This window comes from Pontibacter indicus (assembly GCF_900156345.1).
GTDB classification, from domain to species: Bacteria; Bacteroidota; Bacteroidia; order Cytophagales; family Hymenobacteraceae; genus Pontibacter; species Pontibacter indicus.
This window is the reverse complement of sequence record NZ_FTPP01000001.1, coordinates 814,561-836,891: the sequence shown is the minus strand read 5'-3', so window position 1 is coordinate 836,891 and position 22,331 is coordinate 814,561. Positions and strand designations below refer to the sequence as shown.

Below are 22,331 nucleotides of genomic sequence, written 5' to 3'. Positions count from 1 at the left end.
CTTAGCCTCGTTACCCTTAACCCTTACATGAATAAGTCTGCCTTCCTTAAACTGATCAAGCAGGTATCCGACATTTCTGACCAGCAGCAAAGTGAGCTGGAACAGGTGGCGGCCACCTTCCCTTATTGTCAGACGGCCCATCTGCTGCTGGCAAAGTCAGCTTATGACAAAGGCAGTATGCTCTCTACGCAGCGGCTGCGCCGGGCCTCGGCCTATGCCACCGACCGGCAACTGCTCAAACGCCTGATCTACGCCACGACTGTGTTGGAGCCTACCTATGCAGGGGAAGACGAAGCTTCAGTGGAAGAAGAAACAGAGGTAGCTACTGTAGAAACTGTCATCGAGGAAGAAACTACAGTTGCTGCGGTACAACCCACAACAGAAAGCGCTGAAACTGATGTTGCTATAGCTGAGCCCGAGGAGGTTGAGCAGGAGGAATCGCTGGAGCAGGTATACAGCCCCGCCCCTGTAGAGCAGCACGCCTACCCGGAGGAAAATCAAGTTGAGACTGAACCAGAAACCCCTGATGCAGAAATAGATTCAGAGCTCGCCTTGCTATTTACCTTTAACAGCATCAGCTCCTCTTCTACTGACTTACTAAGTAGCCGTGAGGAAGAAAGCTTTGAAGGTTCAGAACAAGAAAGCCCGCATGCACACCTAAGTGAAGCAGCCGAAGCGCTGCATGATTTGGAGTCAACACAACCGGCAGATCAGAATTCCTTCGTAGTAGAGCAGGCTGAAGAGCCGGCAACAGGGGAACAAACTATACTTGATTCATACCCTGCAGAAACGGGAGAGCAGGCTATACCTGACCAGCACGTTGAACGAACGCAGGAAACCTCGTCGGCAGTCTTGGCTATACCTGAGACGTCAGAGTCTGAAAGCGACTTTTATGCTGATGAGCCCGCAGAACCTTCGCAGAGCAACCCCGAAGAGGCTGAGATCAACTATTCGTTTGATGAAATTGACCGCCTCTATGAAGAAGATGCGCTCGGCTATTGGATGGGCTCCAGCCGCATGGGCGAAATGCTGCAGCTGAAAGACGACTATACCCGCCCTAGGCCTCAAAGCTTCCACCCGGAGCTCATACTAGAGTATAGTAAAACCCATGAACTCGAAAAAGCGATACAGCCGACGGCCCATGTACTAAGCAGGCAGCTGGATATTATTGACCAGTTCCTCAAGCTCAACCCGAAGCTCAAGACCATGGCCAACCTGAAACTAAAGCCTGAGCCACAGGAGGATTTGTCGCTTAAGAGCTCCAAGATAAAGAAAGGGATGGCTACCGAGAGCCTGGCCAACATCTTTATACAGCAGGGAAAGCCTAAAAAAGCCGTTAAAATTTATGAACAGCTTATTTTGAAATATCCGGAAAAAAAGTCTTACTTTGCCGAACAGATCGAGAAATTACAAAACATAACATAAAATGTATATCGCCCTACTCAGCATTATTCTTTTCATTTGCGTACTTCTTATCTTAGTTGTACTTGCTCAGAACCCAAAAGGAGGTGGATTGTCCAGCCAGTTTGGTGGCGGCGGTGCCAGCCAGCTGATGGGTGTTAAGCGCACAGGCGACCTGCTTGAAAAACTGACCTGGGGCTTTGCCATTGCACTGGTAGTGCTGACCCTTAGCACGCACATGCTGGGCGACAACGGTGCTGAAAGCACAATCCGCAGCGTAAACGAGGAGCGTGCCCGCCAGATGGGTACTCCAGCTGCTCCAGCATTGCCAGGAGCCGAGTCTGAAGGCGACATGTCAATACCTGGCACAGGTGAGATTCCTGAAATGGTAGACACAGCAACAAACAACTAAGCGTAAATCCTATAAATGAAAGCCGGCCTTTAAAGCCGGCTTTTTTATTTTCAGTCTTCTTTACTGTCATTTTCCTATACCTCTGCCCCACGGGCTGACATAAACTGACAGGTTTGTCAGTCCCAATTCCTGTATTGACTGAAAAAATGGCCTGAAATGGCAGGAAAACGGCATTGGCACAGGAAATGATAGAGGGAGTATGGTTTCAACGTTAAATCATTAACCACAAAAACTAAAACATAACAAACTATGTCAATCAGCATTAAACCATTAGCAGACAGAGTGATTGTAGCTCCTGCTGCAGCAGAGGAAAAAACGAAGTCTGGCATCATCATTCCGGACACTGCTAAAGAGAAGCCACAGCGCGGCGAGATCGTGGCTGTAGGCGAAGGCAAAGTATCTGAGCAAGGTGCTCTGATGAAGCCTCAGGTGGCCGTTGGCGACCAAGTGTTGTATGGCAAGTACGCAGGTACCGAGATTTCCATCGACGGAAACGATTACCTGATCATGCGTGAGTCAGATATCCTGGCTATTCTTTAATCTATTCCCATTAACCAAAACCAAAGAGATATAACTATGGCTAAGAACATCACATTTGATGCTGACGCGCGCCACAAGATTAAGTCTGGCGTTGACAAACTGGCAAATGCTGTAAAAGTTACCTTGGGTCCAAAAGGCCGTAATGTAATCATCGATAAGAAATTCGGTGCCCCTACCATCACGAAGGACGGTGTTTCAGTAGCGAAAGAAATCGAGCTGAAAGACGCGATCGAGAACATGGGTGCACAACTCGTTAAGGAGGTTGCCTCTAAAACTGCTGATCAGGCTGGTGACGGTACAACTACTGCTACTGTATTGGCACAGGCTATCTACACAGCCGGTATTAAGAACGTAGCTGCTGGAGCCAACCCAATGGACCTGAAGCGCGGTATCGACAAGGCAGTTCATGCTGTGGTTGAGAACCTGCGTGCGCAGTCTAAGAAAATCGAAAACTCTTCTGAGATCGCTCAGGTAGGTACTATCTCTGCCAACAACGACTCTGAGATCGGTAAAATGATCGCCGACGCGATGGACAAAGTGGGCAAAGACGGTGTGATCACAGTTGAAGAGGCAAAAGGCACTGAAACTGAGGTGAAAACTGTGGAAGGTATGCAGTTTGACCGCGGTTACCTATCACCATACTTCGTAACAAACGCGGAGAAAATGGAAGCTGACTTCGACAATCCATTCATCCTGATCTACGACAAGAAGGTTTCTACTATGAAGGAACTGCTTCCAGTATTGGAGCAGGTTGTTCAGACTGGTAAAGGCCTGGTGATCATCGCCGAAGATGTAGATGGTGAGGCTCTTGCTACACTCGTAGTAAACAAACTGCGTGGCTCCCTGAAAATCGCTGCAGTGAAGGCTCCTGGCTTCGGTGACCGCAGAAAAGCTATGCTGGAAGACATCGCCATCCTGACTGGTGGTACGGTGATCTCAGAAGAGCGCGGCTACAAGCTGGAAAACGCTACGCTGGATTATCTGGGCAAAGCGGAGAAAGTGATCATCGACAAAGACAACACCACAATCGTAAATGGTGCTGGCTCTAAGGATGACATCGTAGCTCGTGTGAACCAGATCAAGGCACAGATGGAGACAACAACATCTGACTACGATAAAGAGAAACTGCAGGAGCGTTTGGCAAAACTGTCTGGCGGTGTGGCTATCCTTTACATCGGTGCTTCTACGGAAGTAGAGATGAAAGAGAAGAAGGATCGCGTAGACGATGCACTGCACGCGACAAGAGCTGCTGTTGAAGAAGGTATCGTTGCTGGTGGTGGCGTTGCCCTGATCCGTGCGCTGGATGCTCTTGGTAACGTTGACGTTTACAACGCTGACGAGCAGACTGGTGTAAGCATCATCAAGACTGCACTGGAGGCTCCGCTTCGCACGATTGTTTCTAACGCAGGTGGTGAAGGCTCTGTAGTGGTACAGGCAGTTCGTGAAGGCAAAGCTGACTACGGTTACAACGCCCGTGATGACAAGTACGAGAACATGTTTGCGGCCGGTATCATCGACCCAACGAAAGTAACACGTCTTGCACTGGAGAATGCTGCTTCTATCGCTGGTCTGTTGCTAACTACAGAGTGCGTAGTATCAGAAGAGCCTGCTGAAGAAGGTGCTGCTCCAGCCGGTATGCCAGGTGGCATGGGCGGAATGGGCGGCATGATGTAATCGACTCCCATAGTCTGATAATAGCAAAGCCCCGGGCCAATAGGTCCGGGGCTTTGTGTTTTATAGCGCCTCTCAGATATACTTATAGATCTCTTATCTTAATTGAAATATCATGGGGAGCAGTTTCGTCGCCACCGAAATATGGGTATAGCTGATAGTTACTGCCCATTGAGGTACAATAGCGTGGCAGCGTAACTTGTTTGTCATTCACCTTAAAGGTATACACCTTCTCGCCCATTGTGAGCTCATATCTGTTTGTTTGGCCAGGAAATACCGAGGTGATATAACTTGTGTTGCGCTTTTTATTTGTATAGGTATAGGCGTGTATTTCCAACCGCCCCTCATACCAGCGCCAGCCGAAACGGGAGCTGTTGGTGTGGTGGTCTGTCTCGCAATCAGATAAGCCGTAAAGCTTATTGATGTCAGCCTGATTGGCAGGTAGGCTGGTCGAATAAATCGCTGTGCTGTCGAAGGTCGCCTCAAAGCGAAGGGTTGAGTTATCGATGAACTTGAGCGGATTTTGCGTTGTGTGCCCTCCCTTCCTAATGATATAAGTGGTTATGGGCGGCTCCGGAAAGGTTGCATCGGTTTCGGTAGTGGTGGTAGTTTCTACCTCGCAGGAGGCAGTAATTAGGATAAGTGAGGCTGCTGTAAAAAAGCGCCTGATGGATAAGTGCATTAAAAAATGTAAGTGGGCTAAAAGTTAATAGTTCGAACAAACACCAAACTACTATATTTCAGGCAGTTCAGCTCGGTTCTGTAAATTTTGCGCAATATCCTGAATTGTATTATAAAAACAAAAAGCCCACACTAATTAAAGTGTGGACCTTTTGTGATTTAATTTAATACAGATTAGTGGATACCGTTCATCCACTTACGCATGATCGGCGTGAGCAATAGAGCCAGCACAGCAAAGCCAAAAGCCACATAGGCGATCTGCTCGAATACGCCTGTGTAAACCAACAGCGAGGCCATACCTGTAGCAGCTTCTCCCTCAGAACCGCTCACGGCAGTCAATTTCGCGATGAGACCAGCGATGTAGTGCGCGAACGAAGATGACAGGAACCAGATACCCATGATAAAGGCCACGATCTTCTTTGGAGAAAGCTCCGTCACTTTAGATAAGCCAACTGGAGATACAAACAACTCCCCTGTCGTGATGAACATATAGCCCAGGATCAGGAACCAGATAGACACTCTGCCTTCCGCATCGGCGTAGTTGGCACTCCAGGCGAAGATTAGGAAGCCCAGACCAAGCTGCGCTATACCTAAGGCAAACTTAACCGGGGTGTAAGGATTCATGCGCTTCTTAGAAAGAAACACCCACATGGCAGAGAAAGGAAGCGCAAAAAGGATGATGAAGAATGGGTTGATCGAGTTTGTCTGCGCCGCGTTCATGAAAGTCAAATTCACGTTACGCTCTGCAAACAGCGTAAGGGAAGAACCTGCCTGCTCGAAGAAAGACCAGAACACCGTTACGAAGAAGGTAAGCAGGATCACAACAAACAAACGCTGGCGCTCTATGCTGTCCACTTTCACCAGGTTGTAAATCAAAACAAGGGCGATAACAGGAAGCAGGATGTAGTTCATCACGATGTGCATGATGGAACCATCAAAAACGGTTTCTCCAAAACCTGGCAGATCCAGCGTGCCATTGAACAACAGCAGACCGAACACAGGAAGCGACAGGAAGCTCAGGATCGTAATCCAGGCCTCTTTTGTAATACCACCCACACGCTCTTTGATAACCGCTGGATTCGGCGGAAGTCCGTTGTTACCGAACACGCCACTGCGGCCACCTTGCCAGAACATGATCAGGCCAAGTACCATACCCACACCGGCAGCGCCGAAGCCATAATGCCAGCCATACGTCATACCTAACCAACCACAGATAAGCGGTGCCACCATGGCGCCAATGTTGATACCCATGTAGAAAATGGTGAAACCTGCATCACGACGCGAATCGCCTTCTTTATAGAGCGTACCTACCAGCGTTGAAATATTCGGTTTGAAAAATCCGTTACCTACAATCAAAAGGGCAAGAGAACCGTAGAAGAAAACAGGGTGCTCGATGGCCAATGCAAAGTGACCCAGCGCCATCAGAACGGCACCCAACATAATGGCTTTGCGGTAACCCAGCAGTCTGTCGGCAATCATACCGCCAATCACCGGAGTGGCATAAACTAAGGCGCCATAAGCTGCGTAGATACCAATTGCGATCTCATCGCGGTTGGCAAAAGCCTGAAACAGGTTGTTTACCATGTAGAGCACCAACAGGGCGCGCATACCATAGAAACTGAAGCGCTCCCAGAGTTCGGCAAAGAAAAGGTAGAAAAGCCCTTTCGGATGCCCGAACATTTCTGGACCAGTTGGGTCAGCTCCAATCGGCGCATTTTGCTCACTTACCTGGTCAGTAAGCGTATGATCTTGATAAGACATAGGGATTTTTAGTTGATTGTTTAGTTTAGTTGAGCATACAAAGAAGGTAAATATATCGGTTTAAACACTTACAGGCAAATTTTTTTAGTAGAATACCACAACAGACCTCATTTTTAATTATAGTGACTAATCTTATTTTAATATCTAATATTTTATATTTTTGTAGCACCGTTGTGAAACAAACAGTTCACTTAAAACCCTTTATTTTCAAATGAAAGAATCTGGTAATAAATCAGGTACAGTAGGTCTGGAGAGCCTGGGCATCAAAGAAGCGAAAGAAGTGCTCTGGAACCTCACCCCTGCCGAGCTAGTGGAAGAGGCTCTGAAAAATGGCGAAGGCGTACTCACGGACACTGGCGCCCTGATGTGTGACACAGGCAAATTTACTGGCCGCTCTCCCAAAGACCGCTTTGTGGTGAAGGACGCCAAAACCGAAAACACGGTTTGGTGGGGCGACATCAACATCGCTTACGACCCGGAGAAGTTCGACAGACTCTACGACAAAATGGTTGACTTCCTGAAAGACCGTCGCATTTATGTTCGCGACGCGTACGCAGGCGCTCACCCAGACTACCGACTAAACCTGCGCATCGTTAACACTCAGGCCTGGCATAACCTCTTCTGCAACAACATGTTCCTGCGTCTTGAAAAAGAAGAGCTTAAAGACCATACCCCTAACTTCACCATCATCTGCGCTCCTGAGTTTGAGGCCGATCCGGAAGTGGATGGCACCCGCCAGCCTAACTTTGCGATCATCAACTTCACCCGCAACATCATCCTGATCGGTGGCACCGGCTACGCAGGCGAGATGAAGAAAGGTATTTTCGGCGTGCTGAACTACATCCTGCCCGAAGAGAAAAATACCCTTTCCATGCACTGCTCTGCCAACGTGGGCAAAGATGGTGACACGGCGATCTTCTTCGGCTTGTCAGGTACTGGCAAAACGACACTGTCTGCCGACCCGAACCGTGGATTGATAGGCGACGACGAACATGGCTGGACTTCTGACAGCGTGTTCAACTTCGAAGGTGGCTGTTATGCTAAAGTAATTGACCTGACGCGTGAGAAAGAACCACAGATCTGGGATGCCATTAAATTTGGCGCCATCGTGGAGAACACGCGTTTTGTTGAAGGTACCCGCACAGTTGACTACGAAAACAAGTCCGTAACGGAGAATACCCGCACGGCCTACCCGATCAACCACATCGACAACGCCGTGGAGCCATCCAGAGCTGACATTCCGAAGAACATCTTCTTCCTGACAGCGGATGCGTTTGGTGTGCTGCCTCCAATCTCGAAGTTGAACACAAGCCAGGCCATGTATCACTTCATCTCGGGCTACACTGCAAAAGTTGCCGGTACCGAAGTAGGCGTTACAGAGCCACAGACCACGTTCTCTGCTTGCTTTGGAGCGGCTTTCCTGCCATTGCACCCAACCAAGTATGCCGAAATGCTCGGTCAGAAGATGAACGAGAACAACGTGAACGTTTGGCTGGTGAACACCGGCTGGACCGGTGGCCCTTACGGCATTGGTTCCCGTATGAAGCTTCCGTATACCCGCGCCATGATCACGGCTGCCCTGAACGGAGAGCTCGACAACGTGGAGTACACAAAGCATCCGATATTTGGCGTAGAGATGCCGAATTCGTGCCCGAACGTACCGGCCGAAATCCTGAACCCACGCAACACATGGGCTAACAAGGAAGAGTACGATGCCAAAGCAACTGACCTGGCCAGCAAGTTTGTGAAGAACTTCAGCAAGTATGCTGACTATGCCAACGAAGACATCCTGGCTGGTGCTCCGCAGGTGGAGGTTTCTATCAACTAAGATTAAATTAGCTTCAAAGAAAGCCTTCCTGCCTTCGTGGGAAGGCTTTTTTTATGGAATGCAGCCTGTTAACTTGTTATAAAAATGCCTACATTCGTATACCTGAAACAGGTTTCTTACATCAACCGATTAAAGCGTGCACTTATTCTATACACCCGACATTCATTCTGATATCTATACCTTAGCCGAGGACGAATCGAAGCACTGCACCCGTGTGCTGCGCCTGCACCAGGGCGATACGGTATACCTGGTGGACGGGAAGGGAACCAGGTATACGGCCATTATTCAGGATGCGCACCAAAAGCGCTGCCAGTTGCAAATCATTGACAAACAGCTTGAGTATGGCAAACTCCCCTATTACGTGCACATTGCGGTAGCCCCGACCAAGAACCTGGACCGCATTGAGTGGTTTGTAGAAAAGGCCGTTGAAATTGGTGTCAGCGCCATTACATTCCTAGAGTGCGAGCACTCCGAGCGCAGGCAACTCCGCCTCGACCGCGTCGAGAAAATCGCGGTAAGCGCCATGAAACAGTCACAAAAGGGCTACCTGCCGCAGCTGAATGAAATGGTGCCTTTCCAGCGGTTCATCAAAACCTGTATACCGGAGGACACTTTTATTGCGCACCTCGAAGATGATGCCACCAAGTCGATCCGCGATTATTACAAACCAGACAGGCAGCATTGCATCCTGATTGGTCCGGAAGGTGACTTTTCTGCCAGCGAGATTGCCGCCGCTTACGAGGTAGGTATAAAGCCTGTCACCTTGGGCCAGAGCCGGTTGCGTACCGAAACGGCAGCCTTAGTCGCCTGCCATACTTTGCACGTACTACACGATATCTACGCCCCGTTATAAAGCTAAAATTACAAGCCTATGAAGCGCTCCCTCCTGTTCCTATACCTGTTTCTGATTTGTGGCGTATTGGTCGCCCAGCAGAAGTATAGCTTTAAAATAGCCAAGCTTAAGTATAACGGAGGTGGTGACTGGTATGCGAATAAAACATCGCTGCCTAACCTGATCAAATTTTGCAACCAGAGCTTGAACATGAACATCGCGCCGGAAGAGGGTGTGGTGGAAGTTGGGAGCCCGGAGATCTTTACCTATCCCTTTGTGCACATGACGGGTCATGGCAATGTGGTCTTCTCAGATGCTGAAGCGCAGAATCTGCGCAACTACCTCATCAGCGGCGGTTTCCTGCACATCGACGACAACTATGGACTAGACCAATACATCCGGAATGAGATGAAGAAGGTGTTCCCGGAATACGAGTTTGTGGAGTTGCCCTTTGACCACCCGATCTACAGCCAGAAGTATACCTTTAAGAACGGCCTTCCCAAAATCCACGAGCACGACAACAAACCACCCCAAGGGCTGGGAATCATCCACAAGGGCAGGCTGGTTTGCTTCTACAGCTACGAAACCGACTTGGGCAACGGATGGGAAGACGCTGAAGTACACAACGACCCTGAAAACAAAAGGCAGGAAGCGCTGCAGATGGGTGCCAACATTCTGGCTTATGCCCTCACGCAGTATTTATAATGCATGAGCCTGGAAGCTATACCTCTCCCGTGAATAGTAATACCTAAAAATCTGCACTTGAAGAGATTAGGAATGCAGATCAATCAAGCGCTTTATCATGAAATTCCCGGTTGATGAGAATTATACCCGGTAATTAACAGCTTCGCAGGTATAGCTAGTACTGCTTCCGGTTAAAAATCTCCGACATGATGAAAGCCTGGCGGATGGTTGCCGGGTTTTGAAGCAATTCCGCATATTGGTTTGGCGCAGTCTTCCTGCTCTGCATCTTCGTCTGGCGCGAGGCTTCAGCCGTGGCCAAACGCTCCCTTCTTTGTAACTCGTAAGCGCGTGCCTGTTCGGGGTCTTCCAGCGAAAGTGTTCTTCTGGGTTCCGTTTTGGCTACAGGTTGCGTAATAGGCTGCAGAACAGGCTTTGGTTTCTCCACCGGCGCTTTGTGCTGCTCGTTAGCGCGTTCCATTTTGCTCTGCATTTCCCGCAGAATGTCTTCAAAAGATGTGGCCGGTACTGCCGGTCTCGCCTGTCTGGGTTGGGAAGGAGCGGCAGGTATAGGCCGTGGTGCTGAACGTTCCTGATTCGGAATATCGCGTGCTGGGCGCTCACGCTGCGGTCGCTCCTGCGTTGGTGTATCGGGGCGTCCATTCTCATCCGGTGTCTTGAAAGCTTTGCGCCAGGCGTTGTAGATGAAATAGGCCACGATGGCCAGAACGTACAGAATCAGTTTAAAATCTTCCATGCTCTCGGTCTCTAATCAAATATAGCAGAATAAATGTATTCTGCCTCTATCCCTCCCGCATATTTATACTGTCTCCCTATGATATGGTAAACAAATTAGTCTTATTTTTGAGTTTGGTTTGAATAGTTTCCGCTGACGCGAATGCAAGTATCAAGATTAGAGATTAAAGGATTCAAGAGCTTTGGCGACCGTGTCGTCATTAATTTTGATGAAGGAATTACAGGTATCGTCGGCCCGAACGGCTGCGGCAAGTCCAACATCGTGGATGCCATACGCTGGGTATTGGGAGAGCAACGGACACGCAACTTGCGCTCCGACAAAATGGAGAACGTAATTTTTAACGGATCCAAAACCCGCAAGCCGGTGCAGATGGCGGAAGTGTCCATCACCTTCGACAACAACAAGGGCATCCTCCCGACCGAGTACTCCCAGGTAACCGTTACGCGCAAGTACTACCGAAACGGCGACAGCGAGTACATGCTCAACGGCGTGACCTGCCGCTTGAAAGATATCAACGAACTCTTCCTCGACACAGGTATAGGATCAGACAGCTACGCCATCATTGAGCTGAAGATGGTAGACGAGATCCTGAACGACAAGGAAAACTCCCGTCGTCTGCTCTTTGAAGAGGCTGCCGGTATATCCAAGTTCCGAGTTCGTAAAAAGCAGACGCTCAAAAAACTGGAAGAAACCGACGCTGACCTGGAGCGCGTGGAAGACGTGCTTTTTGAGATCGGTAAGAACATGAAGACGCTGGAACGTCAGGCAAAACAGGCCATTAAGTACTTCCAGCTAAAGGATGACTATAAGAAATTCAGCCTTGAATTCGCAAGACGTAACATCAACCAGTACCAGCAAACGCTAGAGCGCTTTGAGCAGGATGTACAGCGCGAAACGGAATTGAAGGAAGGCTACGTGCTGGCCGTAACAGAAGCTGAAGACGCTATTGCTGACCAGAAAGCAGAACTGAACCAGACGCAGGAGCAACTGGCCGAGATGCAGAAAACCATGCAGGTACAGACAGCCAAACTGCGCCAGCTGGAAAATGATATCAAACTGAAATCTGAGCGCAGCAATTTCCTGAAAGAACGTATGACGCAGCTTCGCCAGCAAATCAGTCAGGACACGGCCAACCTGGAGCATACCCAGGAAAGCATTGTGGAGCTGCGCGATGAACTGATGCAGGTGCAGGATAGTTTTGCGGGTGCCGAAGAGCAGGTGAATGCCCTGAAAGAACAATTGCAGGAAGCAAATGAGCAGAAGCTCAGTCTGCAGGAAGCCTTTCAGGAGTTGTCGCAGGAGCAGCGCAGCAAACAGAACGCTGTATTTCAGCTGAACAAATCCCTCGAGATCAGCCAGGTACAGATCCACAACCTGACGCAGGACCTGGAGCAGCTCCGACAACAGCAGCTGACAGCCGACGAAGATGCCGCCATTCTGCAGGAGCAACTACAGGAGGCACAAGCTGAACTAGAAGAAAAAACCTCTTCACTCGTAAGCCTACAAGCCAAAGAAGAGTCGCTGCTGCAGAACATCGAGAAAACAGAGGCCGATATAGAGGGGCTGAAAGAGCAATTGGTAGCGCTGAACCGCAAACGTGACGCCCGTCAAAACCAATACAACCTGACCAAATCGCTGGTCGAGAACATGGAAGGTTTTCCGGAGGCGATCAAGTTCCTGGCGCAGTCAGACGACTGGAGTAAACCCGCTCCTCTCCTATCTGACATTATTGTTTGTGAGCTTGAGTATAAGTCGCTTATCGAAAGCTACCTCGAGCCTTACATGAACTTCTTTGTAGTGGAAGAGTTGCAAGATGCCGTGGATGCGATCGCTTTGCTCAAGCAGCACAACAAGGGACGTGCTAACTTCATCATCCTATCTGAAATTGAAGAACTGGAGCCAACGGCTACCTTTAGCGATGGGGATTTGAAAGCCGCCTTCGAGGTGGTAAAGGCCGAGAAGCAATACAGCAGCCTGCTCAAGTACATGCTGCGCAATGTATACATCAGTGACGAGACCGAAGAAGACTTTTCGGCGGAAGACTACCGCACCATCATTTTGAAGGATGGCTCAGCCATTAAGAAACCTCTCAGCCTCTCCGGTGGCTCAGTCGGGTTGTTTGACGGAAGCCGTCTGGGACGTAAGCAAAACCTGGAGCAACTGGCCGAAGAGCTGGAACAACTGCAGCAGGAGGTAGAACTGATGCAGAGTCGTATCAACGCCCAGCAGCAAATTCTTCTCAACTACCGCAGCGAATCGCAAAAGGAAACGATCAAACTACTCGAAAAGGAGGTGTCTAAGCTACAGCAGGATCTCTTAACCATTCGCATTAAAAACGAGCAGCACCAGCAGAACCGCCGGAACTTCGATCAGAAGCAACAGGAACTACAGCAGCGCCTCGACGACTTGTACGTTCAGAGCCAGCAGGTATCGCCACAGGCCGAGGAAGACATGCAAGCGCTGAAGCAGCTGGAAGAGCAACTGGCTGTTCTCAACTCAAAAATAAACCAGCAACAGGAGCAGATTACGGTGATCTCCAGCATGTACAACCAGGAGAACATTCAGTTTCATCAACTGAAAAACCGCTTTGGCTCCCTTCAGCAGGAGATCAGCTACAAGCAGAAGACAGTGGAGACCAATCAGGAGCGTATAGCCGGTCTGCGCCAGGAACTGCAGAAGTCAGAGGAGGAAACCGTAGAGGCGACAGATTTTATTGAAGAGAACGAGGCGCTGGTACAGACCATGGTGGAAGCCCGCCGCGAATTTGGCTATGAACTGGACGCTGCCGAGAAGAAATACTTTAGTCTGCGTGGCGAACTGGATGAAAAAGACAAGACCATCCGGGAACTGCAGCGCAAGCGCCAGAATGCGGACGAACTCTTGATGCGCATGCAGCAAACTATCAACGATACGCGCATCAAACTCGTGTCAGTACAGGAGCGCTTGGGCGCGGAATTCAATATTGCGACCGAAGAATTAGAGCAACCTATACCTGAGATGGAGCGCGATGGGCTGTTTGAGCTAAGCAACGAAGAACTTAACAAGAACATCAGCGAGATCAGAACAACGCTTGATAAAATGGGTCCGGTGAATGCCATGGCGGCCGAAGCCTATACCGAGATTGAAGAGCGCAACCGTTTTATAACCGAGCAGCGTGACGACTTGGTGAACGCCAAAAATGCCTTGATCGATACCATCAACGAAATTGACACGGTGGCCAAGGAGAAGTTCTTATCCTCGTTCAACGAGATTAAGCAGAACTTTATCCGCGTATTCCGCAGCCTGTTTACGGAAGAGGACAACTGCGATCTCGTGCTCACAGATCCGAAAAACCCGCTGGAGTCGCGCATCGAAATCATGGCCCAGCCAAAAGGCAAGCGACCGCTGACTATCAACCAGCTGTCGGGTGGTGAGAAGACCTTGACGGCCATCTCCCTCCTATTCGCTATCTATCTGCTCAAGCCTGCGCCATTCTGTATCTTTGACGAGGTGGACGCGCCGCTGGACGATGCCAACATCGATAAGTTCAACAACATCATCCGCACGTTCTCGAATGAGTCGCAGTTCATTGTGGTAACGCACAACAAGCGCACGATGGCCTCAACGGACGTGATGTACGGCATCACCATGATCGAAGCTGGTATATCCAGAGTGATACCTGTAGATCTAAGACAGATCGCATAGGCATTGACTATACCTGAATAAAAGAGGAGCCGCTCTAAACGAGCGGCTCCTCTTTTGTTTTGCAGAAACAGGTAAATATTAGTATACTGTAACATAAAATCCATGTATAGGTGTTTTTTTCCTATACCTATAACGCCTCTATCTCTTTTTGCAGTTTCTTCGTGAGTTTTGATTTAATGAGTTCATAAGACTGCTTAACATAAGTTTCCCACTCCTGCTCTGTGAGCCTGTCCCAGGATTGTACCTGCACCCATTTGTTACGAGCCATGTAGGGTGCGGGGATTATACCTGCTGAAACGGAAAGTTCATCGTACTCAGCATCGGAAACCTTGAAAGACACACTTGAGTCACCTTCCAGATTCGTTACGCAGAACATTTTGCCGCCAATCAGGAAGCAGAGGTCGTTTCCCCATTTCACATCCTCTGTTACCCCTTGCAGGCTCAGGCAGTAGGCTCTTAGTTTTTCTATATGCATCTGAAGATCAAAAACGTTAAAAGCTTAAAGTATTACCTCACACCGTTCTCCGGGAATTTACCTTGTTTGGTGCGATAGAAAGCCTTGATTTTTTCCAGATCTGCCTCCACATCGCCTGTCGGGTAAATGGAAGGTCCTATACCTGCCTCCTTTTTCGCATAGTCCACGTAGCCAAGCACGATGGGCACGCCGGCGCCAATGGCCACATGATAAAAACCCAGTCGCCAACGTGGCTGGTACTTGCGGGTACCCTCTGGTGTTACGAGCACGCACATATCACCAGGTGTTTCCTTTATGATCTTGATCATGGCATCCACCATGCGGGTGTTTTTTGATCGGTCAACAGGCAGGGCACCCATGGCTTTAAGAAGTCCCCCAAATGGAAATCGCATGAATTCCTTCTTTATCGTGAACCGGATGGGGGCTTCCATCATGTAAAAGGCGGCACGGGCGAAAATAAAATCCCAGTTGCTGGTGTGCGGGGCGGCTACCATGACACAGCGCCTTTGGTCCGGAGCCAGATTACCGTTTAATTTCCAGCCTGCAATTTTGAAGATAAGTTTAGAGATCGCTTTTGCTAACATATAAAAGGCTATAAAAAATGCTAATCCACTACCCGATGAGGGCGTATGGATTAGCATTTCAAATATAGTGTATTCTCTGTTAAAATCGAATTCTAGAGAGCCCGTTTGATAACGTGCGATTTTTGGCGGAGCAAATAAGCCTGCAAACCAAAGCCAAACATGGGGCCAAACTCGCTATAGGCCCTTCCATCCCGGTCTACTTTCCGGAAATAGCGCAATGAGAAAACCGGTTCTAAGGAGAACTGCTTGTTGAGGAATAAAGCATAACCCAGGCCTATACCACCTTCCAGCGCTTTATACTTTTGATTAACATCATTGAAATTATGAAGACCTGCGAGCATGGTCAGTTCCCCGAATACGCCGTTCAGCATGTAATAACGGAGGAATGGGCCGGCCATGACAAATGTCTCACGGCGTGCCTCGCTCACTCTGTCCGACGTGTTATCTAGCTTATTACTCTGGTGCAGCACGCTCAGGTCAAGACCAACAGCGAAGTCTTCACGAATAAAATATCCATTCTTGCTGCGCAGGTTAAAATCAATGCGCCGTCCGTCAACTTTCTGGCCTGTGCTGTTTAGTTCGCTCGAAGTCACCTGGTAACTCCCTTGAAAATTGCCGCCCAGCAGTAGGGAGCCATGTTTAATTTTAGCTCTGATAAGCGAGCTTTCATTTTCCTGTGCCCTAACAGAAAGAAAAGAAATGAAGAAAAGGGCTACAATAAAGGTGAGTGAACGTTGTAGCATGGTAGAGTTCGGTTGAATATGAAGGTATGTACGGGCAATGTTTAAAATTGGATTGTATTTTCTCGTATAATATTAGAAAATAATATCAGACAAAGAAAATATTTTCATCAAAATATGCCAACCTTATTTAGTCAATTCGAACAGCTCACTTTTTAGGCTCATTGTGTAGTTAAAACCTATGTTAAAAAGTTCATCTGCCTTGCTAAAACTCATGAGTCTGTAATATTTCAGTTGAGGGGGTTCAATAAAAAAATCTGAGAGATGACGGCGAAGCTGCACATTGTTATTGATGGCCAGGTGCGCTGTACGTTCTACCATGCTTCGCAGGCTGGTGATCCGCGCCTCATGATTGATCGGGTTGCTGTGCACGCCAATTTTGACATCGCATTTTCCTGCAAGGGCCTGTGTCGGAAGATTATCGAGCAGCCCTCCATCGTTTAACAACATACCCTGGTATTGCACCGGTCGGTACAGAATAGGAACCGCAGATGAGGCAATGAGTGGTTTGATCAGCTCACCGCTCGAAAAGTTGACGGTAGCGCCCGCATGCATATCGGTCGTTCCAATGATTACTGGAATATCTAGATCCTCGAAGGTAGCTCCCTCTCCCAGGTAACGGAAATAGAGTTTCTCCACCTCGTCGAGGTGAAGGATGCCCACCTGTCCAATGGCCAGTCGCATCACGCGGTAAATGCGCAGCTCCTTAATTAGCCGCAGAATGTCGTCCGGGCTATAGCCTGCCGCATAAAAGACCGCCACGATGGCTCCGGAACTCACCCCCGAGAGGATGGCAGGCTTTATACCTATTTCATCAAAGGCTTTGAGCACTCCCAAATGAGCAATTCCCCTGGCAGCCCCACCGGATAGTGCCAGCCCGACCTTTTTCATTAGATTTCGCTGAGTGAGAAGGTCGCATCAAGCCGAATACCCTTCTCGGTGCGTTGTACCGTGCAGCATTCATTCACCGCATCATGCTCCAGGTATAGCACAAGGTTCTCATCAGCCGCCATATTCAGGAACCTTGCTTTTTCGTCCATCGTGAGAAGGGGGCGCGTGTCGTAGCCCATCACGTAGGGCAATGGTATGTGGCCGGTAGATGGCAACAGGTCGGCCATGAAGGCTACTTTGCGTCCTTTGTAGGGAATGATCGGCACCATCATCTTATCAGTGTGGCCGTCGGCATAAAAGATGTCAAACTGAGAGAAAGGTGACGGTTTGGAAGGATCAACAAACTGGAGGTGACCGCTCTCCTGCATGGGCAAAATGTTCTCTTTCAGAAACGATGCTTTTTCACGGGCATTGGGCTCAGTCGCCCATTTCCAGTGGTCGGCATTGGACCAGTAGGTAGCGTTCGGGAAAACAAGCTCAAGGTCTCCATCGCTGTTCTTATACCTTACGCCTCCGCCACAATGATCGAAGTGAAGATGTGAGAGAAAAACATCCGTCACATCTTGGTGCGAAAAGCCGGCAGCGTGCAGGGATTTGGCAAGGGTGGCCTCACCATGCAGGTAGTAGTGACTGAAGAACTTGGCGTCCTGCTTATCGCCGATGCCATTGTCGATCAGAATAAGCCGGTCGCCGTCTTCGATCAGCAGGCAGCGCATCGCCCAGGTACACAAATTATTTTCATCTGCCGGATTTGTTCGTTGCCAAAGCGACTTAGGTACTACGCCAAACATGGCGCCTCCATCTAATTTAAAGAATCCGGTATCAATAACGTGTAGCGTCATTTGAGTTAGAGAGTTTAGAAGTTGGTAAGGCAGAAAGGTATGGAAAGTAGTTTACTCGTGCCTGTATACGCACTTAAGTTCGTCTCCATATACCTGATTCGCCTAGGGACTAAAGGTAACAAAACGATAAGAGGTGGTCAAGCAAAACGCCTCACCACCTCTTATATCTTTGAAGAAATGAAATTTGAAAAAAATAGACTGCTAGACCAGTAACTTTCTACCTTTCAAACTTTTTAACTTTCAACATTCTTAGCTTTCCTGCACTACCCCCATGGCAGAGAATTTCTCGATGCGCTGCATGATGCGGTCTTCGGTATCAACTGCCTCCAGTTCATCCAGCATTTTGCAAATCTCCTTTTTGAGTGTACGCATCATTTTGTCCGGCTCAGTATGGGCACCGCCAAGTGGTTCTTTGATAATGCCGTCAATCAGCTTGTGCTGCAGCATGTCAGTGGCCGTTAGTTTCAAGGCCTCGGCAGCCTGCTCTTTGTAGTTCCAGCTGCGCCACAAGATAGACGAGCAAGATTCAGGCGAAATAACGGAGTACCACGTGTTCTCAAGCATCATCACGCGGTCACCGATGGCTATGCCTAAAGCACCACCCGAAGCACCCTCTCCGATGATGATACAGATAACGGGTACTTTTAGCATGAACATTTCCTTCAGGTTGCGGGCAATCGCCTCGCCCTGACCACGCTCCTCCGCTTCCAGTCCCGGGAAAGCGCCCGGCGTATCAATGAAGGTCACAATGGGACGGCCAAACTTCTCGGCCATTTTCATTAAACGGAGTGCTTTGCGGTAACCTTCCGGGTTGGCCATGCCGAAGTTGCGCATCTGACGCTGCTTGGTATTACGGCCTTTCTGCTGCCCGATGAACATCACGCTACGACCGTCTATGTCACCAAAACCACCCACCATGGCTTTATCGTCGCTCACGGTGCGGTCGCCGTGCAGTTCTACAAACTTAGAGGTGATGCCTGCAATATAGTCTAAGGTATAGGGTCTGTCGGGATGGCGCGAGAGCTGCACGCGCTGCCAACGGGTGAGGTTGGCGTAGGTCTCTTTCTTAAGCGTCTTTATCTTCTCTTCAAGCGCTTTTACTGCCTCGGAAACGTCTACCTGGCTTTCGCTGGCCAGTTTTTTCATTTCCTGCAGTTTGCCCTCCAGGGCCGCTATAGGTTGTTCAAAATCCAAAAGCATAAATCCTCATTGCTGATTGAACCACAAATTTAACAGTTTCAGAATATGGAATAGCGATTATTCAAAAATTATCATGCATTACAAAAAAAGAATATTTGGTTTTGAGCGACTTACGGTTTCAGGCTAAAAATATAGAGGCAAAATATAGCAATGCTCTTGCAGAATCAAATTTTACCCTCTACATTTGTGACACTTTAACGGATAGCGTTGAGGAAAACAGTTTGGTCTGGTAGTTCAGTTGGTTAGAATGCCGCCCTGTCACGGCGGAGGTCGCGGGTTCGAGTCCCGTCCAGACCGCAGCTTAAAACCCTGCGGTTTTACAAAAGCATGAGCAACAGGCTCTGCGATATCGAAGATTTTGGTCCGGTAGTTCAGTTGGTTAGAATGCCGCCCTGTCACGGCGGAGGTCGCGGGTTCGAGTCCCGTCCGGACCGCAGCATTAAACTGCGGTTTATCTTTCAGAGTAGATGACTCTGACTTTTTGAAAGTATTGGTCTGGTAGTTCAGTTGGTTAGAATGCCGCCCTGTCACGGCGGAGGTCGCGGGTTCGAGTCCCGTCCAGACCGCATAAAAGCTCTTGCGAAAGTAAGAGCTTTTTGCGTTTATAACGCTCTCATCTCTCCTACCCTATCCCTAGCGTAGCTTCCGGTTAGCTATACCCAAGTTGATTTGTACTATAGCTTCGCCTGTGCGGCGGGCACTTCTTTTGTCTTGATACAAAAAGGAAGCAAAAAAGTCAAGACGCTCCTTTGTCGAGGGCCCCTACCCCTACTCGCTGAACGCTCTTGACAGGGGGACCCCTTCACCCCCAACTGTGGAGTGTCGAGAAGTGCACCTGGCAACATTATTTGCTTTGTAGTTAGCATACAATATAGTCTTGCAATACCTGCCAGTGGTCTGGGACAACAAAGCTTATACTAGTGAGCTGGTAGTGGCCAAAAGTCCCCCTTGGGGGTAGGGGCCCTCGACAAAGAAGGGGGCAGGGGGATGTTAATCGTGCACAGGTATACATGATTAATAAAAGGCGAGATCTGAACTCATACTGAAGTACAGATTACGATTATGCAGGTAGAAGGTATATATTTATTTGTTTTTCGAAAGCCTACGCCACGAACAACCTATATGCAGAAACGGCAGCCTCATCAAAGTGAGACTGCCGTTTCTATATGAGCTATATCTAAGGTATAGCTAATTACTCGTGGTAGTTGAGGATGCGGTGACCGCCTTCCATTAGGTAAGTATCGCGCTTGAAGAGTTCGATGTCGTTCTGCATCATGTCAGTCACGAGCGCCTGCAGGTCGTACTTCGGCGTCCAGCCCAGCTTCTCTTTCGATTTGGTCGCATCGCCAATCAGCAATTCCACCTCTGTCGGACGGAAATAGTTCGGATCCACGCACACCACTTCTTTGCCGATCTCTACCTGGTACTCCGGGTTGTTGCAGGCCACTACGTAGCCCTTCTCTTCAACGCCCTCGCCCTTGAACTCCAGCTCGATACCCACGTGGGCAAAGGCCATGCGCACAAAGTCGCGCACCGTCGTGGTCACTCCCGTGGCAATCACGAAGTCCTCCGGCTCGTCCTGCTGCAGAATGCGCCACATGGCCTCTACGTAGTCTTTGGCGTGGCCCCAGTCGCGCTTGGCGTCCAGGTTACCCAGGTATAGGCCGTCCTGCAGACCCAAAGCAATACGGGCGGCGGCGCGGGTGATCTTTCTGGTCACGAAGGTCTCGCCTCTGAGCGGCGACTCGTGGTTGAAGAGGATACCGTTGCAAGCGAACATGCCGTAAGCCTCGCGGTAGTTCACCGTGATCCAGTAAGCATACAGTTTGGCCACTGCGTAAGGCGAGCGCGGGTAGAACGGTGTCGTCTCCGTCTGCGGCACTGCCTGCACCAGGCCGTATAGCTCAGAAGTGGAAGCCTGGTATACCTTTGTTTTCTTTGTTAAGCCCAGGATGCGGATGGCCTCCAGGATGCGGAGCGTGCCCAGTCCGTCGGCGTTGGCCGTGTACTCAGGCGTGTCGAAGCTCACCTTCACGTGGCTCATGGCGGCCAGGTTGTAGATCTCGTCGGGCTGCGTCTCCTGGATGATGCGGATCAGGTTGGTCGAGTCTGTCAGGTCGCCGTAGTGGAGCTTGAAGTTGATGTTCTTCTCGTGCGGGTCCTGGTAGAGGTGGTCGATGCGCTCGGTGTTGAACATCGAGCTGCGGCGCTTCACGCCGTGCACTTTATATCCTTTACTCAGTAAAAGCTCTGCTAAGTATGCGCCGTCCTGTCCGGTAACGCCAGTGATAAGGGCTGTCTTCATGTGATATACTTCTTTAATATAATTCTGTTTTTTTATTTGGTCTAGTATAATTTGTGACTAGGCTGTCACGTATTTTTCTTTGAAATCGGCATAAGCCAGTGCTATACCTTCGCGCAGTTCAATTTTGTGTTTGAAACCAAGGCTATGCAGTTTGCTCACGTCCATCAGCTTGCGCGGCGTGCCGTCCGGTTTGGAAGTGTCGAATTCCAACTCTCCCTCGTAACCAATTACGTCCTTAATAAGCAGGGCCAGCTCTTTGATCGAGACATCCTCGCCTGTGCCGATGTTCACCAGCTCGCGGCCGTCATAATTATCCATCAGGTATACGCAGGCAGCTGCTAGGTCATCCGCGAAAAGGAACTCGCGTTTCGGGCTGCCCGTACCCCATACGGTAACAGTGGGCGCGCCGTTGTCTTTCGCCTCGTGTATTTTTCGGATAAGGGCCGGCAGCACGTGTGAGTTCTGCAGATCGTAGTTGTCGTTGTAGCCATAAAGGTTGGTTGGCATCACGCTGATGAAGTTGCTGCCGTACTGGTCGCGGTAGGATTCGCAGAGCTTGATGCCGGCAATCTTGGCGATGGCATAAGGCTCGTTCGTCGGCTCCAATGGGCCTGTCAGCAAATACTCTTCTTTTAGCGGCTGCGGAGCCATCTTCGGATAGATGCAGGAAGAGCCCAGGAACATCAGCTTTTTCACGCCCGACAAATGCGCGGCATGGATGATATTGGCCTCGATCATCAGGTTGTCGTAGAGGAACTCGGCGCGGAAGGTGTTGTTGGCATGAATCCCTCCCACTTTGGCGGCGGCCAGGAAAACATAGTCCGGCTTTTCTGTCTCAAAGAACTCCTGCACGGCCTCTTGGTTGCGCAGGTCCAGCTCAGAAGAGGTGCGGGTGATGATGTTGGTATGGCCGTTGGCCTCAAGTTGGCGCAGGATGGCAGAGCCCACCATGCCCCGGTGGCCTGCAATGTAAATTTTAGAAGTTTTTTCCATCGATAATATAGTGCAAAATATGCGCTTCTGTAGCGCACCGGAATTAGCTTTAT

The 22,331-nt window shown here is 49.5% G+C and carries 18 protein-coding genes, 3 tRNA genes and 1 pseudogene; 11 read left to right on the top strand and 11 right to left on the bottom strand.

Annotated features, from left to right (window positions below; translation table 11 throughout):
- The first annotated feature begins 27 nt into the window (after positions 1 to 27).
- The 4 genes from B0B12_RS03600 to groL all read left to right on the top strand — a co-directional run bounded on the left by B0B12_RS03600 (position 28) and on the right by groL (position 4,027).
- Positions 28 to 1,425, top strand: coding sequence for a hypothetical protein (locus B0B12_RS03600; RefSeq protein ID WP_076666104.1), 1,398 nt, complete (start codon positions 28 to 30; stop codon positions 1,423 to 1,425).
- 1 nt (position 1,426) lies between these two features.
- Entirely contained in the window at positions 1,427 to 1,813 is a 387-nt protein-coding gene (gene secG / locus B0B12_RS03595) for a preprotein translocase subunit SecG (protein WP_076666103.1), read from the top strand.
- 249 nt (positions 1,814 to 2,062) lie between these two features.
- On the top strand, positions 2,063 to 2,353 hold the full coding sequence (gene groES / locus B0B12_RS03590; RefSeq protein ID WP_101442623.1) for a co-chaperone GroES: 291 nt from the start codon (positions 2,063 to 2,065) through the stop codon (positions 2,351 to 2,353).
- Positions 2,354 to 2,389: 36 nt separating this feature from the next.
- On the top strand, positions 2,390 to 4,027 hold the full coding sequence (gene groL / locus B0B12_RS03585; RefSeq protein WP_076666102.1) for a chaperonin GroEL: 1,638 nt from the start codon (positions 2,390 to 2,392) through the stop codon (positions 4,025 to 4,027).
- Positions 4,028 to 4,109: 82 nt separating this feature from the next.
- Here the strand turns inward: groL and B0B12_RS03580 are convergent, their stop codons facing one another.
- Together B0B12_RS03580 and B0B12_RS03575 are read right to left on the bottom strand one after the other, a co-directional pair.
- Positions 4,110 to 4,706 (bottom strand): hypothetical protein, encoded by a 597-nt coding sequence (locus B0B12_RS03580; protein WP_244554579.1) that lies wholly within the window; start codon positions 4,704 to 4,706, stop codon positions 4,110 to 4,112.
- A 173-nt stretch (positions 4,707 to 4,879) separates the two neighbouring features.
- Positions 4,880 to 6,466: a peptide MFS transporter gene (locus B0B12_RS03575; RefSeq protein ID WP_076666101.1), complete on the bottom strand. Its 1,587-nt coding sequence runs from the start codon at positions 6,464 to 6,466 to the stop codon at positions 4,880 to 4,882.
- A gap of 211 nt (positions 6,467 to 6,677) precedes the next feature.
- Between B0B12_RS03575 and pckA the strand changes: the two genes are divergently transcribed.
- The 3 genes from pckA to B0B12_RS03560 all read left to right on the top strand — a co-directional run bounded on the left by pckA (position 6,678) and on the right by B0B12_RS03560 (position 9,831).
- The gene (pckA, locus tag B0B12_RS03570) at positions 6,678 to 8,294 is read left to right on the top strand and encodes a phosphoenolpyruvate carboxykinase (ATP) (RefSeq protein WP_076666100.1); all 1,617 of its coding nucleotides are present in this window, start codon (positions 6,678 to 6,680) and stop codon (positions 8,292 to 8,294) included.
- A gap of 136 nt (positions 8,295 to 8,430) precedes the next feature.
- The gene (locus B0B12_RS03565) at positions 8,431 to 9,147 is read left to right on the top strand and encodes a 16S rRNA (uracil(1498)-N(3))-methyltransferase (protein WP_076666099.1); all 717 of its coding nucleotides are present in this window, start codon (positions 8,431 to 8,433) and stop codon (positions 9,145 to 9,147) included.
- Positions 9,148 to 9,165: 18 nt separating this feature from the next.
- The gene (locus tag B0B12_RS03560; RefSeq protein WP_076666098.1) at positions 9,166 to 9,831 is read left to right on the top strand and encodes a DUF4159 domain-containing protein; all 666 of its coding nucleotides are present in this window, start codon (positions 9,166 to 9,168) and stop codon (positions 9,829 to 9,831) included.
- 154 nt (positions 9,832 to 9,985) lie between these two features.
- Here B0B12_RS03560 and B0B12_RS03555 read toward each other — a convergent pair whose 3' ends face one another.
- Positions 9,986 to 10,564, bottom strand: a complete 579-nt coding sequence (locus B0B12_RS03555) for a hypothetical protein (protein ID WP_076666097.1) — start codon at positions 10,562 to 10,564, stop codon at positions 9,986 to 9,988.
- A gap of 141 nt (positions 10,565 to 10,705) precedes the next feature.
- On the opposite strand from B0B12_RS03555, the gene smc reads away from it, so the two are divergent.
- Positions 10,706 to 14,248: a chromosome segregation protein SMC gene (smc, locus tag B0B12_RS03550; protein ID WP_076666096.1), complete on the top strand. Its 3,543-nt coding sequence runs from the start codon at positions 10,706 to 10,708 to the stop codon at positions 14,246 to 14,248.
- A gap of 127 nt (positions 14,249 to 14,375) precedes the next feature.
- Here smc and B0B12_RS03545 read toward each other — a convergent pair whose 3' ends face one another.
- The 6 genes from B0B12_RS03545 to B0B12_RS03520 all read right to left on the bottom strand — a co-directional run bounded on the left by B0B12_RS03545 (position 14,376) and on the right by B0B12_RS03520 (position 18,980).
- Positions 14,376 to 14,723 (bottom strand): MmcQ/YjbR family DNA-binding protein, encoded by a 348-nt coding sequence (locus B0B12_RS03545; RefSeq protein ID WP_076666095.1) that lies wholly within the window; start codon positions 14,721 to 14,723, stop codon positions 14,376 to 14,378.
- A gap of 32 nt (positions 14,724 to 14,755) precedes the next feature.
- Positions 14,756 to 15,307, bottom strand: coding sequence for a 1-acyl-sn-glycerol-3-phosphate acyltransferase (locus B0B12_RS03540; protein ID WP_076666094.1), 552 nt, complete (start codon positions 15,305 to 15,307; stop codon positions 14,756 to 14,758).
- A 92-nt stretch (positions 15,308 to 15,399) separates the two neighbouring features.
- Positions 15,400 to 16,050: a hypothetical protein gene (locus B0B12_RS03535; protein ID WP_076666093.1), complete on the bottom strand. Its 651-nt coding sequence runs from the start codon at positions 16,048 to 16,050 to the stop codon at positions 15,400 to 15,402.
- Between the two features lie 123 nt (positions 16,051 to 16,173).
- On the bottom strand, positions 16,174 to 16,938 hold the full coding sequence (locus tag B0B12_RS03530) for a patatin-like phospholipase family protein (RefSeq protein WP_076666092.1): 765 nt from the start codon (positions 16,936 to 16,938) through the stop codon (positions 16,174 to 16,176).
- Positions 16,938 to 17,780: an MBL fold metallo-hydrolase gene (locus B0B12_RS03525; protein WP_076666091.1), complete on the bottom strand. Its 843-nt coding sequence runs from the start codon at positions 17,778 to 17,780 to the stop codon at positions 16,938 to 16,940. The genes B0B12_RS03530 and B0B12_RS03525 overlap by 1 nt, the downstream gene beginning before the upstream one ends.
- Before the next feature lie 249 nt (positions 17,781 to 18,029).
- Positions 18,030 to 18,980 (bottom strand): acetyl-CoA carboxylase carboxyltransferase subunit alpha, encoded by a 951-nt coding sequence (locus B0B12_RS03520; protein WP_076666090.1) that lies wholly within the window; start codon positions 18,978 to 18,980, stop codon positions 18,030 to 18,032.
- A 223-nt stretch (positions 18,981 to 19,203) separates the two neighbouring features.
- Here B0B12_RS03520 and B0B12_RS03515 point away from each other — a divergent pair.
- The 3 genes from B0B12_RS03515 (at position 19,204) to B0B12_RS03505 (ending at position 19,546) form a co-directional block, all read left to right on the top strand.
- Positions 19,204 to 19,277: transfer RNA gene (locus B0B12_RS03515), tRNA-Asp, on the top strand.
- A 63-nt stretch (positions 19,278 to 19,340) separates the two neighbouring features.
- A tRNA-Asp gene (locus B0B12_RS03510) sits at positions 19,341 to 19,414 on the top strand.
- Positions 19,415 to 19,472: 58 nt separating this feature from the next.
- A tRNA-Asp gene (locus tag B0B12_RS03505) sits at positions 19,473 to 19,546 on the top strand.
- A gap of 626 nt (positions 19,547 to 20,172) precedes the next feature.
- On the opposite strand, the gene gmd is transcribed toward B0B12_RS03505, so the two are convergent.
- Entirely contained in the window at positions 20,173 to 21,285 is a 1,113-nt protein-coding gene (gmd, locus tag B0B12_RS03500; RefSeq protein ID WP_076666089.1) for a GDP-mannose 4,6-dehydratase, read from the bottom strand.
- Positions 21,286 to 21,342: 57 nt separating this feature from the next.
- A pseudogene (gene fcl / locus B0B12_RS03495) lies at positions 21,343 to 22,305 on the bottom strand (GDP-L-fucose synthase); the annotation flags it as partial.
- Positions 22,306 to 22,331: the final 26 nt, after the last annotated feature.

What these genes read in the sequence shown, in the direction of transcription:
- B0B12_RS03600 (WP_076666104.1), top strand. Translation starts at nt 28, where the DNA reads ATGAATAAGTCTGCCTTCCTTAAACTGATCAAGCAGGTATCCGACATT.
- secG (WP_076666103.1), top strand. Translation starts at nt 1,427, where the DNA reads ATGTATATCGCCCTACTCAGCATTATTCTTTTCATTTGCGTACTTCTT.
- groES (WP_101442623.1), top strand. Translation starts at nt 2,063, where the DNA reads ATGTCAATCAGCATTAAACCATTAGCAGACAGAGTGATTGTAGCTCCT.
- groL (WP_076666102.1), top strand. Translation starts at nt 2,390, where the DNA reads ATGGCTAAGAACATCACATTTGATGCTGACGCGCGCCACAAGATTAAG.
- B0B12_RS03580 (WP_244554579.1), bottom strand. Translation starts at nt 4,706, where the DNA reads ATGCACTTATCCATCAGGCGCTTTTTTACAGCAGCCTCACTTATCCTA.
- B0B12_RS03575 (WP_076666101.1), bottom strand. Translation starts at nt 6,466, where the DNA reads ATGTCTTATCAAGATCATACGCTTACTGACCAGGTAAGTGAGCAAAAT.
- pckA (WP_076666100.1), top strand. Translation starts at nt 6,678, where the DNA reads ATGAAAGAATCTGGTAATAAATCAGGTACAGTAGGTCTGGAGAGCCTG.
- B0B12_RS03560 (WP_076666098.1), top strand. Translation starts at nt 9,166, where the DNA reads ATGAAGCGCTCCCTCCTGTTCCTATACCTGTTTCTGATTTGTGGCGTA.
- B0B12_RS03555 (WP_076666097.1), bottom strand. Translation starts at nt 10,564, where the DNA reads ATGGAAGATTTTAAACTGATTCTGTACGTTCTGGCCATCGTGGCCTAT.
- smc (WP_076666096.1), top strand. Translation starts at nt 10,706, where the DNA reads ATGCAAGTATCAAGATTAGAGATTAAAGGATTCAAGAGCTTTGGCGAC.
- B0B12_RS03545 (WP_076666095.1), bottom strand. Translation starts at nt 14,723, where the DNA reads ATGCATATAGAAAAACTAAGAGCCTACTGCCTGAGCCTGCAAGGGGTA.
- B0B12_RS03540 (WP_076666094.1), bottom strand. Translation starts at nt 15,307, where the DNA reads ATGTTAGCAAAAGCGATCTCTAAACTTATCTTCAAAATTGCAGGCTGG.
- B0B12_RS03535 (WP_076666093.1), bottom strand. Translation starts at nt 16,050, where the DNA reads ATGCTACAACGTTCACTCACCTTTATTGTAGCCCTTTTCTTCATTTCT.
- B0B12_RS03530 (WP_076666092.1), bottom strand. Translation starts at nt 16,938, where the DNA reads ATGAAAAAGGTCGGGCTGGCACTATCCGGTGGGGCTGCCAGGGGAATT.
- B0B12_RS03525 (WP_076666091.1), bottom strand. Translation starts at nt 17,780, where the DNA reads ATGACGCTACACGTTATTGATACCGGATTCTTTAAATTAGATGGAGGC.
- B0B12_RS03520 (WP_076666090.1), bottom strand. Translation starts at nt 18,980, where the DNA reads ATGCTTTTGGATTTTGAACAACCTATAGCGGCCCTGGAGGGCAAACTG.
- gmd (WP_076666089.1), bottom strand. Translation starts at nt 21,285, where the DNA reads ATGAAGACAGCCCTTATCACTGGCGTTACCGGACAGGACGGCGCATAC.